Origin of the sequence: Collinsella sp. zg1085 (genome assembly GCF_018889955.1) — a bacterium.
Taxonomy (GTDB): domain Bacteria; phylum Actinomycetota; class Coriobacteriia; order Coriobacteriales; family Coriobacteriaceae; genus Collinsella.
Window position 1 is genome coordinate 120,769 of record NZ_CP076545.1, and the last position, 14,352, is coordinate 135,120.

At 46.4% G+C, this 14,352-nt stretch carries 13 protein-coding genes; 9 read left to right on the plus strand and 4 right to left on the minus strand.

Annotated features, from left to right (window positions below):
• The first annotated feature begins 54 nt into the window (after positions 1 to 54).
• The 3 genes from KPC83_RS00545 (at position 55) to KPC83_RS00555 (ending at position 1,534) form a co-directional block, all read left to right on the plus strand.
• On the plus strand, positions 55 to 855 hold the full coding sequence (locus tag KPC83_RS00545) for a phosphatase (RefSeq protein ID WP_216278658.1): 801 nt from the start codon (positions 55 to 57) through the stop codon (positions 853 to 855).
• 119 nt (positions 856 to 974) lie between these two features.
• The gene (locus KPC83_RS00550) at positions 975 to 1,256 is read left to right on the plus strand and encodes a type II toxin-antitoxin system RelB/DinJ family antitoxin (RefSeq protein ID WP_216278659.1); all 282 of its coding nucleotides are present in this window, start codon (positions 975 to 977) and stop codon (positions 1,254 to 1,256) included.
• The gene (locus KPC83_RS00555; protein WP_216278660.1) at positions 1,256 to 1,534 is read left to right on the plus strand and encodes a type II toxin-antitoxin system YafQ family toxin; all 279 of its coding nucleotides are present in this window, start codon (positions 1,256 to 1,258) and stop codon (positions 1,532 to 1,534) included. Before KPC83_RS00550 ends, KPC83_RS00555 begins: the two co-directional genes overlap by 1 nt.
• A 94-nt stretch (positions 1,535 to 1,628) precedes the next feature.
• On the opposite strand, the gene KPC83_RS00560 is transcribed toward KPC83_RS00555, so the two are convergent.
• Positions 1,629 to 2,222, minus strand: a complete 594-nt coding sequence (locus KPC83_RS00560; RefSeq protein WP_216278661.1) for a type IV toxin-antitoxin system AbiEi family antitoxin domain-containing protein — start codon at positions 2,220 to 2,222, stop codon at positions 1,629 to 1,631.
• Between the two features lie 177 nt (positions 2,223 to 2,399).
• Between KPC83_RS00560 and KPC83_RS00565 the strand changes: the two genes are divergently transcribed.
• From KPC83_RS00565 to KPC83_RS00580, 4 genes are read left to right on the plus strand one after another with little or no spacing between them, the layout of a single operon-like run.
• Positions 2,400 to 2,717 (plus strand): hypothetical protein, encoded by a 318-nt coding sequence (locus tag KPC83_RS00565; protein ID WP_216278662.1) that lies wholly within the window; start codon positions 2,400 to 2,402, stop codon positions 2,715 to 2,717.
• A gap of 25 nt (positions 2,718 to 2,742) precedes the next feature.
• Positions 2,743 to 4,299: a recombinase family protein gene (locus tag KPC83_RS00570; RefSeq protein WP_216278663.1), complete on the plus strand. Its 1,557-nt coding sequence runs from the start codon at positions 2,743 to 2,745 to the stop codon at positions 4,297 to 4,299.
• Between the two features lie 4 nt (positions 4,300 to 4,303).
• Positions 4,304 to 4,732 (plus strand): recombinase family protein, encoded by a 429-nt coding sequence (locus KPC83_RS00575; protein WP_216278664.1) that lies wholly within the window; start codon positions 4,304 to 4,306, stop codon positions 4,730 to 4,732.
• Positions 4,720 to 6,285: a recombinase family protein gene (locus KPC83_RS00580; protein ID WP_216278666.1), complete on the plus strand. Its 1,566-nt coding sequence runs from the start codon at positions 4,720 to 4,722 to the stop codon at positions 6,283 to 6,285. The genes KPC83_RS00575 and KPC83_RS00580 overlap by 13 nt, the downstream gene beginning before the upstream one ends.
• Positions 6,286 to 6,806: 521 nt before the next feature.
• Here the strand turns inward: KPC83_RS00580 and KPC83_RS00585 are convergent.
• From KPC83_RS00585 to pepT, 3 genes are all read right to left on the minus strand, one after another.
• Positions 6,807 to 7,733, minus strand: coding sequence for a recombinase family protein (locus KPC83_RS00585; protein ID WP_253200930.1), 927 nt, complete (start codon positions 7,731 to 7,733; stop codon positions 6,807 to 6,809).
• 117 nt (positions 7,734 to 7,850) lie between these two features.
• Positions 7,851 to 9,095, minus strand: a complete 1,245-nt coding sequence (gene rlmD, locus KPC83_RS00590; protein WP_216278667.1) for a 23S rRNA (uracil(1939)-C(5))-methyltransferase RlmD — start codon at positions 9,093 to 9,095, stop codon at positions 7,851 to 7,853.
• A gap of 1,735 nt (positions 9,096 to 10,830) precedes the next feature.
• Positions 10,831 to 12,075 (minus strand): peptidase T, encoded by a 1,245-nt coding sequence (gene pepT / locus KPC83_RS00595; RefSeq protein ID WP_216278668.1) that lies wholly within the window; start codon positions 12,073 to 12,075, stop codon positions 10,831 to 10,833.
• A 130-nt stretch (positions 12,076 to 12,205) separates the two neighbouring features.
• Here pepT and KPC83_RS00600 point away from each other — a divergent pair, with 130 nt between their 5' ends.
• Both KPC83_RS00600 and KPC83_RS00605 read left to right on the plus strand, forming a co-directional pair.
• The gene (locus KPC83_RS00600; RefSeq protein ID WP_216278670.1) at positions 12,206 to 12,631 is read left to right on the plus strand and encodes a metal-dependent transcriptional regulator; all 426 of its coding nucleotides are present in this window, start codon (positions 12,206 to 12,208) and stop codon (positions 12,629 to 12,631) included.
• 41 nt (positions 12,632 to 12,672) lie between these two features.
• A complete protein-coding gene (locus KPC83_RS00605) occupies positions 12,673 to 14,070 on the plus strand; it encodes a phosphoglucomutase/phosphomannomutase family protein (protein ID WP_216278671.1) in 1,398 nt (465 codons plus the stop codon).
• Positions 14,071 to 14,352 lie beyond the last annotated feature (282 nt).

The window sequence follows — 14,352 nt, forward strand, 5'->3', positions numbered from 1 at the left end:
TGCTGTGCGTGAGCGCCGTATTGTCAACAAGATTGCTGAACAGAAGGGGAAAGCATGTATACCATTCGCGGAGATATTCATACGCATACACTCTTTTCGCGCCATGCATATTCAACCATTCAAGAAAACGTTGCAGCGGCGGCCCAAGCGGGTTTAGAAATTTTTGGTTCAGCCGATCATTTTAGTAGCATGCTTTTTTGCGAGCAGGATATTAAAAACTTTCAGTACTTTGTTAATACGGGTATTTGGCCGCGTGAATGGATGGGCGTTCATGTGTTGCGCGGGTGCGAGGTGGATATTGTTAGTCTTGATGGCGGTCTGTTTGGCCAAGATATTCCGGTGCCAGAAACAATAGTGGGAAGCTTGTATCAGCAGGATAAAAGCTTGTTTGAGCGGGTAACGGCAAATCTCGATTACCTTATTGCAAGTGTGCATAACGCAGAGTTTACTTTTGGTGCGAGTATTGCACAAACAACTGCAATGTATGTAAAAGCGCTTGAACATCCTCGGGTTTTTGTGCTGGGTCATACGGGTCGCTCAGGCGTTTCCTATGACCTGCAAGAGGTGCTGAGCTGTGCTAGGGAGCATCATAAGCTTATAGAAATTAATGAGCATAGCCTTGATGGTATGCCGTTTGCACATGCGTATAGTCGGTGCAAGGAGATTGCAATTGCTTGTGCTGAGATGGGTGTAGGCATTTGCGTTAACACTGATGCCCATATAGCTCCGCATATTGGCGTGTTTTCTGAGGCTATTAAGCTGCTTGAAGCAATACATTTTCCAGAGCATCTGATTATGAACCGCTCAAAAGAGGTGCTGCTTGCAGAGCTTGAAGCATCGGGTGTGAGAGCTTAGGTGCACATGTTGTAAATTTGTCGATGCAGAATTGGTCTATGAAGCATAAAGTATTTAGTGTTTAATACACTGATTTCTTCGTGCAAATGTAGTACAATGCATATAAAAGGAGGTGCATTATGGCTACAACTAATATTAGTATTCGTATGGAAGAGAGCTTGAAAAAGGAAGCTGATCAATTGTTCAATGAAATGGGAATGAATATTTCTACAGCATTTAATATCTTTGTACGTCGAGCGATTCGTGAACGTGCGATTCCTTTTCATATTAGCCTAGGCGAGCTCAACCATGAGACTATTGCTGCTATGCTAGAAGCAGAGCGCATTGCAAAAGATCCAAACATTCCAAGCTACGTTACAGCTAAAGAAGCATTGGCAGCGGCACTTTGTGAAGACAACTAATGGCACATTACGAAATAAAGTTCTCCGCCCTGTTTCGCAAACAGCTTAAAGCTGCAAAAAAGCGCGGCAAGGTTCTCACTAAGCTGCAAAAAATTATTGACCTGCTTGCTGATGATACAATGCTGCCTGCCAAATATAGAGACCACGCGCTCGAAGGTAGATGGGTTAATCATAGAGAATGCCATATTGAACCAGATTGGCTGCTCATCTATTACAAACAAGAGGATGTTCTCGTCCTTACCTTAGTGGCGACAGGAAGTCATTCTGACCTCTTTTAGAGCTGCGGCATTAAGGCTATCGTCTCAAGATGTGCAGAAACATGTTTCTCTTTGGCAATGTTTTTAATAAGCGCTTTCAGCGGCATCGCATTTTTCATAACAGCACCTCAAGATAGGGTCTCAGAGACAGCGCAGCTGAAAACATTTGTGCATATTCAGAGAGCAGTGGAATGTTTTTATCTTTTCTTGCTACATAGCGTTTAAAAGCTTGTGTCAGTATCGCTTTGTCTGCTCCACCGCGTTTGCGTAAAAGATCGCACAGCGTCCGCTCCATACTGTAAACATCAACGCTGTGGCCAGCAGGAGACAATATGCTCGTTTTACCAATGGCATACCATTGATTTTTTACGATACGAGCATCTACTCTTTCTTTTTTAGCGTTAGTAAGGTTATAGCCTTGAGGAAATGTCATGCTGTAGCGATGAGGAGTGAGGTCAGTGAGATCCCAGAGAAATAAGGCCGTTTCATGTGAGAAAATACCTTTGCGAAAACGAGCTTGCAAATTGATAAACTCATCTTCCCAAACCTCAGGCAAAATATAAACACCACGAGCTGTTTGTTCAAGTTTTCCAGCATTGAGCAAAGTCTTAAGATTTCCCCGATGAATCCCTTGCGCGGTAAGACAAGCTGTTGTCACTACGCCATTATTTTGTGCTGCGAGTTGCAGGATTTGCTCAGATACACCCATCAAACACCCCCCCTATTTACTTTAATGCTTTATATAGTAGGTAAATATAGCATTAAAGTCAATTTAGGTTTAGAGTTCAATTGTAAAAAGACAATTAGATTACACCACACAGGCTTTTGTAACCTATAAATCCTTATCTCACCTCGGCTGTCCTCATCAGAAAGCTGAGGTGATTTTATGGCGGTGACGGTACGGGCAAAACTTTTTCAAAAATTTTCGTCCAAAGCCACTCCTTTTCTTCAGGTGCTCAGTAGAGACATCCATTTTGAGCCTAGGAGACAAAACATGACGACCTACTACACCGAGCAAAAAATCATTGACGAAATCCACTCACACATCGCAAAAAACGTGTCAGATGCTCTACTGAGCCACCAGCTCATTAGCCATGATGAGTACCTTGCTTTGACATACATCAATCAGATTCATTTCCCTTCGCTGTTTGCAGAAATAGCTCCAGAACCACTTGATATATCAGGCAGACAGAGTGATGTATAGAAAGCGACTAGGAGGGAGTACGCATATGAAAAAAATCATAACCATCAATGCGAATACCACTGATAATACTGAGGTTTTAGGACTTCGTGTTGCTGCGTACTGTAGAGTTTCAACAGATAGTGCGGATCAAGAAAATAGCCTTGAAGCACAAAAGAAACACTACGAAATGCTTATCTCGAGTCACATGGGCTGGTCGCTGGTTGATGTCTTTTTTGATTTTGGTATCAGTGGCACGAAGAAACACTCCCGTCCTGCCTTAAACCGTATGCTCAAACAATGCCGTCAAGGTCTTATTGACCGCGTCTTAACCAAATCCATCTCAAGGTTTTCTCGCAATACCACAGATTGTCTTGAAATGGTTCGCGAACTCACTGCGCTAGGCGTATCTATCTACTTTGAAAAAGAACAGATAGACACCTTGAAGATGGAAGATGAGCTATTTTTAACCTTACTATCAAGCTTTGCTCAAGACGATTCGTATTCCATCGCACAAAACCTCAGATGGTCTATTGCCAAACGCTTTCAGGCAGGAACATTCAAACTCTCCAGCCCACCCTATGGCTATATATGGAATGGTGAAAACCTCGTCATCGATCAGCACAAAGCACCCATTGTTCAAGATATTTTCACGTGCGCTCTATCTGGGATGGGAAGCAGTGCCATTGCTAAAAAGCTCAATGATGAGAACGTTTCACCTTGCAGAGCTACTCTGTGGAGAGACACTGCTATTCGCTCGATTTTGACCAACGAGAAATATACCGGTGATGTTATTTTCCAAAAAACCTATACCGATGATGCGTACAAACGCCACATAAACAGGGGAGAAAAACAACACTTCCGCATAGCCAATCATCACGAGGCAATCATCACCCATGAAACATTCGATAAAGTGCAGCAACTTCTAAGCATGAGAGCGAGTCGAAAGAATAATCCTCAGGGTAGTACAAAGTGTCTTGTGCGCTACGCGTTCTCGGGAAAAATCTCGTGCGCAGTCTGCCATTCATCATTTAAGCGCATCACCTACGGCAAGCAAAATACTGCCGTGAAATGGGGATGCACAGGTCACATACGCAACAAAGATGCCTGCCCAATAAAAGCGATTCCCGATGAGTTAATCAAGGTTGCTTTTGTCACCATGTTCAACAAACTCATCTATGCACGCCAAAGAATCCTTACGCCCTATTTGGCTGATTTACACTCGAGTGCTCAGGACAACTCAGCGCAAAGAATCCATGTGCTTACCAGCTCAGTAACCAACCTAGAGCAAAGCCTTAGTGACTATCAAAACTTGCTAAACGAAGGTCTTATCGACCAAGCCTTATACCTCAATGAATCAAGCATCGTAAAAAACAAAATACAAACCACCAAAATAGAAATCGAACACATCAAGCGAAGCATCGAAAACTCAGTCGACTTTGTCAAAGCCACCCAAGAACTCCTCGATAAAACCAGTCGAGCAAACATGCAACAAAGCTTTGATGAGCAGCTGTTTTTAGACATCGTCAGGCGCGTGCTTATACAAAGCCAGCGCGAACTGGTCTTTGAGCTTAAATGCGGACTGTATTTACCAGAAAGGATATAAGAACATGACACACATACCCTTTGGCTACATCATAGAAAACGGCCACATTAAAATCAACCCAGTACAGGCTAGGCAACTTAAAGTCTTGTTTGAAAGCTACCGCGACCACCAAGGTCTAAGCCGTGCCGGAAAAGATGCAGGCACCACCTTGACGCACTCGCGAATTGCACACATCCTAGCCGACCAACGCTACCTCGGTGATGACATCTATCCTGCCATCATTGACCAACAGCTCTTTGACGCAGTCCAAGACAAACGTCGTACCTTAAAAGAAAAACACCATATGACAGGATGGCGAAAAGAAAAGCACACACCCAATATTCCTACTGTGTTTCACATCCGTCCTGAGCAAGAACACTTTGAAAACATTCGAGAGCACGTCCAATACATCTACACGCTCATTGAAAGCGAGGACGAATCATGCCACAAGTAACCATCATCCCAGCAAAACCACAGCTGGGCAACCGCTCCAGCACAGAAGAAATCAAAAAGCTTCGCGTTGCCGCATACTGCCGTGTATCCACCGATACTGAAGAACAAGAAACAAGCTACGAAGCACAAGTCGAACACTACAAGTACTATATAAAAGCTCATCCAGAATGGACGTTTGCTGGCATCTATGCAGATGACGGAATATCCGGCACAAACACCAAAAAGCGAGAAGAATTCAACCGCATGATTGAGGCGTGTATGGCAGGGGATATCGATATGATTATCACCAAATCCATCTCACGCTTTGCCAGAAACACGCTGGACTGCCTCACATACATCCGTCAGCTCAAAGAACAAAACATTGCAGTCCTTTTTGAAAAAGAATCCATCAACACACTGGACGCAAAAGGGGAGGTGCTCCTCACCATCATGGCAAGTCTTGCCCAGCAAGAAAGCCAATCGCTATCACAAAACGTCAAACTAGGTATTCAGTACCGCTATCAGCAAGGCAAAGTTCAAATCAACCATAAGCACTTTCTGGGCTACACCAAAGACACAGACGGCAACCTCATCATTGACCCTGAGCAAGCACAAACCGTCAAACGCATCTTCAGAGAATTCCTTGATGGGAAAAGCCCTCACAGCATCGCTAAAGGCTTGCAAGCAGACGGTATTTCTAATGGTGCAGGAAAAACGAAATGGTGGGAATCAAATATCAGGCAAATCCTGAGCAACGAAAAATACATGGGAGATGCCCTCTTACAAAAAACAGTCACCACTGATTTCTTGACAAAAACACGGGTGAAAAACACCGGGCAAGCACAGCAATACTATGTTGAAAACAACCACGAAGCCATTATCCCCAAAGACATCTTCTTGCTCGCTCAAGAAGAACTTATCAAACGGTCCAAAAGCTACCTAAGCCCTGCAGGCATTCGGCGCAACTACTCAAGTCAACATCCGCTGTCACAGAAAGTGATATGTGCCGAGTGTGGCGACCTGTTCAGGCGAATCCATTGGAATAATCGTGGTAAGAAATCCGTGGTCTGGCGCTGTATCTCAAGACTTGAAGCAGCTCATGCACACATGGTCTGTCACGCAAGAACCGTCCACGAAGATGAACTTAAAGCAGTTTGCACAAAGGCATTGAACATGCTGCTTGCATCCAAACAAGACTTCATCGACCAGCTCACACAAAACCTCGAACATGCAATACAACCCACAACCGATATGAACGCTCTTGAGATTGATAAACAACTTAAAGAGCTCCAGCAACAGCTCATCGGAAAAGTCCAACAAAAACAAGACTACGCTCACATCGCAGAACAAATACATGCCCTCATGGCACAAAAAGCAGACATCGAACAAGAACAAACCCGCACATCAGAACACCTCATGCGCATGAATGAACTCAAATCGTTCATTCAAAAGCAAACGCTCGCTATCACCGACTTTGACGAAACCCTCGTGCGCAGACTCATCGAATCCATCCTCATAGAAGATGAAGGCTATACCGTAGCCTTCAAATCAGGCACAAGCCTACACATCAACTAAAACCAATCCCATAAAAACTCTAACGGTCGCTTCTAACACAGGATGCGACCGTTTTCTTATGCCAAAACATGGTAGATGACCTCGTGTTATCAACCCTACACACTCAACACCAAAAAACATCTATCCTGAACACTCAACAAGCCAAAACATCTATCTCGCACACTCAACACCGTGAAAACATCAATCCTAAACACTCAAGAGAGAAAAACATCCATCGTAAACACTCAACATGTCAAAACATCTATCCTGCACACTCGAGGTCACGCAATCCAAAATCGAGAGCCAAGAGCCTAAAGTAGACTTGTTCCCACAAACACATACTGTGCGCAAAAACGCTTCAAACCGCAACCTGTAGAACAGGCATTTTAGCTGGATACTACCCCTTGCGTGACAGCAAACACACCGTCTCAACATGTGAAAGTTAGACTATTTTACGCATTTGCAGATTTCCCCTGTTTTTATGGGTTTGCTGTCTATTTTTGTGCTTCCACACATTCATATTGCTGTCTCAGATAAGTAGGCTATTTTGAATTTTTAGAACTGTATTTCGTGCTCTTTCTCTGTCTTTCACCAGCTTCACTAACAACAATATTACTCCGTTTCGCTCGAGTCTCCTTTGCGGCACGAAACACGTCCTCCGTAATGATTGGCGGGTGGCTGTCCTTCATCTCAAACATCTGTTCTCTGGTTACAGAATCTACCAACCGCACAGTTCCTATGTATTTCTCATTTGAGAGCAGTGTGTCAACTGACCTCTTGCTCCAATGCTCTTTTCCCGTAGGAGAGGGAATCTTATGCTCAGCTAGCTTCTTTATAATCCCCAGTATGCTCGCACCATCAATATACCAACGGAATATATCTCGAACCACCTGAGCCTGCGTTGGCGATATGACAAGATTGCCATCATTGTCTTTCACATACCCATATAAACGCTTTCGGTAATTTCCAGAACTACCATTCAAGGCACGGTTCCTCAGTCCGATGCGAATATTCATGCTTCTGGTCTCGTTCTCAGCCTGCGCAAAAGATTCAGCAATAGAAATTAGCAGTTCGTCATCTACCACATCTGTGTCAAGTCCATCCTCATCAAATATGACGCGGACACCAGCTGCTTTTAGTTTCCGAAGAGCCTCAAGTGTATCAACCGTATCTCTTCCGAAGCGGTTAATGCTCTTAGTGAGAATAACCGAAATATGATGAGCCTGCGCCTCACGGATCATACGCTCAAATTCTCGACGCGGCGATTCTCCTTTTGCAGAAGCAATGTCTATAAATGTATCGGTCAGTTTCCATTGCTCAACATTGGCAACCGCCCTTGTAAGAGTAGCTATTTGAGCAGCAAGACTATTCAGTTGGTTCTTTTCGCCGGTACTAACCCTGCAATAAATGCCAACATTCATACCTGGATCAGTTCTTTTGGCAGGGATATACCAAACTTTTGGATCCAATGTTCCGCCTCCTCTCACCTCAATTTAGCCTAATTGTATTGAAAAATAATGGAAATGTATAGTAGTCTATTTTTATTCATAGACACAAGATATATGGGTATATTCACAGGTCGAGCACTACCCCTTGTGTGACAGCAAACACACCGTCTCAACATGGGCGGTATGGGGGAACATATCAACTGGTGTGAGTCGGGTGAGTTGATAACCTGCCTTGCCAAGAAGCGTGAGGTCACGAACCTGTGTTGCGGGATTGCAGCTTATATATACTATGCGTTTTGGCGCAAGCTCAGCCGCCACCGATAAAAACTCAGGCGTTGACCCAGCGCGCGGCGGATCCATTACGAGTACATCGATATGCCGTTTTTGCTCGGCAAGGCGCTGGATATAGTCAGTTGCGTCCTCAGCGATAAAGGTTGCACAGTTATCAAGTTGGTTGAGCTGAGCATTACGTGCTGCATCGGCTATGCCTGATGGATTGCGTTCGACACCAAGCAGTTGTACGTCAATACCAAGCTCTCGTGCTGCATGAGCTGCGCATAAACCAATGGTACCGCTGCCGCAGTAGGCATCAAGAAGCGTATCACCTGCATCAAGTGACATCCCGTCAATGGCAAGGCGATAGAGCACTTCCGTTTGTTTAGGATTGACTTGGTAAAAGGCTCCGGGAGAAATTTCAAACGTGCAGCCAAGAAGCTTGTCATGCATGCAAGGTTGTCCCCATACAAGATGCGTTTCGGCACCAAGAATTGCATTGGTAGTGCGCCCGTTGATGTTTTGCGCAATACACGTAATACGCGGATTATGTGCGGCGATTTGCTTGATGAGCTCATTAAAGCGTGGGATATCGCGATGAGCGGTAACGAGTGTAAGGAGCCCTTCGTTTGTTTGCCAGCCGAGACGCAAAATGGCGTAACGCAGCTGACCACGCTGACGATCTTCATCATAGGCAGGGATGTTGAGTTTTTCTGCGATGCGCGCAACACTGTTGAGTATAGACCGCGCCTCGGGAGCCTCGACTACACAGTCAGGTGTTTCGATTATGTGATGACTTCCACGTGCGAAAAGTCCTGCTTGATAGCCGCCGTGAGCGTTTGGAGCAAACGGGGTAGCAGCTTTATAACGAAAGTGCAGTGGACGTGCGATGCTGTGTGGCTGACCAGCTTGTCCACCCATGCCACGAATTGCGTCAACAGTAATATCCCAGTTGAACTCTTTGAGCAGAGGTTCAAAGAGCGTCTCTATAGCACGCTGCTTTCGATTGAGTTGCTTGAGGTAGGGGAGACCCAGCAGCTCGCAGCCACCGCAGCTGTGCATGATAGGGCAGGGTGCACCGGTGTCGGATTTGTTGCGTCGTGTAGCCATGGGGTCATTATAGCGGGGATGCGCTTGCTTATATGGTTGCTTTTCTTGGTGTTTGTTCTTTATGTAAGAGACAGGCTTTAGGAGGGGCTGTGTTTTTCGAGAGTTTTTGGGAACATATGCGTCACAAAACTGCTCGCTTCTCAATTCAGATGAGACCAAGGTATTGCCTTCCCTGAATGTGCTGCGCAAAATTCTCCGAACGCAACACCTTGGTTTTACGTCTGCCTTTCGTGTTTAAACAAACTGCATTTCAATAAAGCTGTGTCCCGCGAACACTTCCCTGAAAAAGCAACTTGTTTTTCTCTTGTGCGGACAGATTTCAAAACACCGCCAACTTGAATGAGCTGTTTTGACAGAAACGGGCAATGTGGCAGTAAAACCTGACAGAAACAGGCAATGTGGCAATAAACCCCCTGTAGTACAAAAAACTGCACTTCATCTACCTGCAGGTTTATAAAACAATGAATAACCCACGGGGTTCTACACTACCAAATTGCCCGTTTCTGTCAAAAGAGGTTTGGCTAATGCCACTGTCTTCCTGTGAGTTGGCAAAAAAGACTAATTTGACGCAAAAATCTGTCATTTTTGACCAATTTGGCATAAAGAGACAGTTGTTGCTTTACGCGTAGCTCTTCTACCTGCGGCTTTGTATGACAAATACTAACCCGCTGGGTTATAGAGAGTACTTTTTTGTCATTTTTGCCAAAGCGACAGGTGTAACTTATTGATGTAATGGTGGTAGTAGTTTGTGTTTAGTGCATTAGCTGTACTACTGCGTAACGTGCCGTAATGAATTGCAGTGTTAGAAATACCTTGTAATAGCTTTACGAAATTGCGAAAACTCAGGGCTACTGGGAAGCAAAACGCTCTAGTGTACGAATTTTTGCTAGTAGCCCGAGTATAGGGGGTCTGTACAAAGAAACTTTTCAGCATTTCCGCAGGAAGGATGCTTTAGCTTAGTAGAGTGTACTTGACCCTAGTCAAGAAAATCGTACATTAGATGGATTTCCTCTTGGGGCGTTGATGTAATGCAGCTCATATCACTTATTAGCTAAAAAAACACTGCAACAGAGGTAGTTTGAGCAGTCAGACCAAGGTATTGCGTTCGGAGAATTCTGCGTAGCACATTCGTAGAACGCAATACCTTGTCTCGTGCACTAACTCTGTAAAAGCTAAGCTCACGGGCAGGCAAAAGCTTAACGGTAGAAAAGAGCTTCAACCCAATCCCATTTCATCCCATAAGCGCTGCTTGTGCATGGCGGGGTGTGGGAGTGAGCTGATTGCTGTTTGTACATTTGGTATTTACTGTAAGAAAGGGGACGAATGATTGTGCTCGGAGAATTCTGCGTAGCACATTCGGAGAGCGCAATCATTCGTTCAGTTGAGGTGGAGCTACAGTACAAAGCAGGTGAGATAGAGCTACAACATAAGGGTGGCATAGCTTTTCTAAGGGAACTTTCGCGAAGCGCAGTTCCCGTGAAAAGACTATGCCACCCCATAGGTTTACGACTCATTCATCACATAGACGAGGTGAAAGACTATGCCACCTCGTAAGCTTGCAATTCATTCGCCCAGCTTAGACGACATGAAAAGTCTCTACCATTCCATACGCTTGCGACTCATTCGTCCAACTTAGACGGTGTGAAAAGCCTCTGCCATCAACGATGCTAAGAGCGAAACAAAGCCACCAACCACAGCTCACCCCACACCCCGCCTTCAGGAAGCAAGCAGCCGCTTATACCTCGCTGAAGCGCTTTACGAGCTCTACCAGCATATCGACCATCTTTTCCAAAGACTCAACGGGGATAAACTCATGCACGCCATGCATGCAATATCCACCGGTTGAAATGTTCGGACACGGCAGCCCTCTAAAACTAAGCTGCGCGCCATCGGTGCCACCACGAATAGGAAGTACGCGCGGCTCAATATCAATAGCCCTAAATGCCTCTTCGGCGCGGCTTATCAACTCAGGGCGCACACTCACGACCTCAGCCATGTTACGGTACTGCTGCTTTATTTCAACATGTACACGCTTAGTATCTGAGCCGGCATTGATAAACTCTGCTGCGCGGTTAATCAGGTCAATTTTTGCCGCAAACGCATCTGCACTATGGTCGCGAATGATATAGCGCGCTGTGGCGTGGCTCGCTGTTCCCGAAACTCCTTCGAGGTGAATAAACCCTTCGTACCCTTCGGTAGTTTCTGCACGCTGTGCTGGCGGAAGCAAGGCATGGAAATCCGTAAACATGTTGAGCGCGTGAATCATGCGCCCTTTTGCATCGCCGGTATGAATTGAGCGCCCCTCAAAGCTGACGGTTGCTTCCGCCGCATTAAAGCACTCCCATTCAAGCACGCCGATAGGTCCGCCATCTACGGTATAGGCATAGTCACAAGCAAAACGTTCAATATCAAGCAGCTCAGCGCCGTGTCCTATCTCCTCGTCTGGGCAAAAGCAGATGCCCAGCGGTGGATGCGGCAATTCAGGGTGCTGAGACAGGCGAGCAACCAAAGACATTATCTCTGCAACGCCAGCCTTATCATCTGCACCCAAAAGTGTTGTACCATCGGTGCAAACAAGGTCTTTGCCAACCAGCTTATGCAGCTCAGGCAAGGTGTCATCAGATAGCGCAACAGGCACCCCATTGACCTCACCACAAACTAAGTCCCCACCGGTATAGTGCACGATATGCGGCTTTACACCTTCGCCCAGCGCCTGCTCGGTGGTATCTATATGCGCAATAAGCCCCAAACGTGGCAGATGCTCAGCTCCAGGGCTTGCCGGAATATGAGCGGTAACGTAGGCATGTTCGCTCACCTCAACCTGCTCAGCGCCCAATGACCGCAGCTCATCTGTCAGCATATGGGCGAGGTCAAACTGACATGCGGTCGATGGAACCTGATAAGAATGTTCATCGGATGAAGTTGTAAAAACCTGGACATAGCGCAAAAAGCGCTTAAGTACATCGGATGAATTACTCATATGATGCTCCTTGCCAAAATTGAATCAGACTATGTCACTCTAGCATGGCTTTTTGTCTAAACGTATCGTCATGATTAAAAGCGCTGCAGCTGCGGTAGAATTTGAAAAAAACCAAAGGGGGTTTACACGCATGGAAAACTTTGAAGCGTCCCAAGAACGTCATTTAACCATGGCAAACGAGGACTATCTTGAGTGTATTGTCCGCATTGAAATAGAAGACGGTGAGACCGACGGCGTTCGCTCGGTGGATATTGCAACGCGCCTGAACGTCTCTAAGGCTTCCGTTAACAAGGCGGTAACGGCGTTAAAAGCGCAGGGTATGGTCGAGCAGTCGCACTATGGCAAGGTTGTGCTTACTGATGAAGGTCGAAGCCTCGGGCGCAAAGTTTGGCGCCGTCATCGCCTATTGCGAACCTTTCTCATGAAAGAGCTGGACGTTGCCTATGAACGCGCTGATGCTGAGGCTTGCCTCATGGAGCATGCTCTTTCTGAGGACACCATGAAGCGCTGGTTGGCATATCTGGAAAAGCAAGGCATTACGGTTGTTGACGAGTAGTCTTTATATGCTCCGGCAGTAATTCAGATTGGCCTAGGCATATGAGTGTCATCATTCACTTTGGTACTGACGGATGGCGAGCCCGTACCGACGGTGATTTTACCAACGAGCAGGTTATTAGAATTGCCGATGCGGTAGGCGGACTTTGGAGCCAGACGGGCCATAACCACGTCTACGTTGGCTTTGATACACGCCCGCAAGCTCATGAAATGGCTCATCTTGCAGCTGAGGTGCTCGCTGGATACGGCCTCACGGCAATTTTAAGCGACCGTGCTCTTCCAACGCCCATGTTGAGCTGGTCTTGCGCGCAAGACCCTCGCTCTGCAGGCGCGCTGATGGTTACTGGCTCGCATCATCCCATGGGCTATCTGGGCATTAAGCTGCGCAGCGCTGATGGTGGCGCTGTCGATGATGAGTTTTACCGCCGGCTTGAATCTCAAATTGCGCAAGACCCTAGCTCTGCACGTGGTATTCCCCAGGCGCATGACTTAACTCGTGCATATCTGGCTCATATTACTACTCTGGTTGATGTCAAGCGTATTGCAGCAGCGCAACTTTCTGCGATATGTGACCCTATGTATGGAGCCGCGCGGGGGTATTTGGCTCAAGTGCTGCGGGATTTGGGCGTGCAAGTAAGCGAAATTCACGCACAAGAAGAACCGGGCTGGGAAGATGTAAGACCAGAGCCCACAGAGCCTTGGGTTGATGATTGTGAACGTGCAGTTGTAGGACAAAAAACTAATATTGGTTTAGTTGTTGATGGCGATGCCGACCGCATGGGTGCAGTGGATAACAAAGGCCGCTTTATTAGCTCGCAGACAATTCTTGCCTTGCTTTTGCGGCATTTAGTAAAACATCGCAAACAACAGGGTCGTCTGGTTGTTAACTTGTCAACATCGATGCTGCCGCGTCGCGTTGCTGCAGACCTTGGATGTCAGGTTACGGTTAAACCTATTGGCTTCAAATATATATGTGAGGAAATGCGCAAGGGCGATGTGCTAATAGGCGGTGAGGAGGCCGGCGGCCTGGGTGTGCCTTTCCATTTATGTGAGCGCGATGCCATAGTGTGCAGTCTTTTATTAGTAGAGATGCTTGCGTGGGAGCAAAAGTCGCTCGCTGAGCTTATCGATGAGTTACAAACACAGTATGGCGCTATGAGCTATGCTCGCCGTGATTTACGCTTGCCGCCTGAGACTATCGAAATGCTTGAGACAAAGTTACCCGGTCTCAATCCTGCTCAAGTTGCAGGAAAGGTGCCTCAGCAGGTAAGTCATCTGGACGGACTGAGACTCGACTTTGATAATGACGCTTGGCTGCTGTTGCGTCCAAGCGGAACCGAAGCCGTGGTACGAGTGTGTGCTGAGGCGCCCAATGTGCAAGAACGCGATGCTCTTCTCGACGCCGGGTCTGATATAGCGCGTGGCGCCCTTCTCTTATAGCCCCTATCGGTGAACGGTAGAAATATGGCGCCAAACGTAAACCATCCCCTATATATAGCCTCTACCCCTAACAACTAACCCCTCACTTATGTACAAACTGTGTACAGAAAAATCCTTCTCTTCAAAGACTTGAGAGTCTGGCAATATATCTCCTTGCCGCGCGGGACTCACGTGTTCTGAGCGAGCGGGTACCTTGAGAACCGGATACTGCGAAAGACACAGGTAAATACCTGTGTTTGACAGATGGAAATCAGATATACCATTCAATATGGTAGCAGTGAT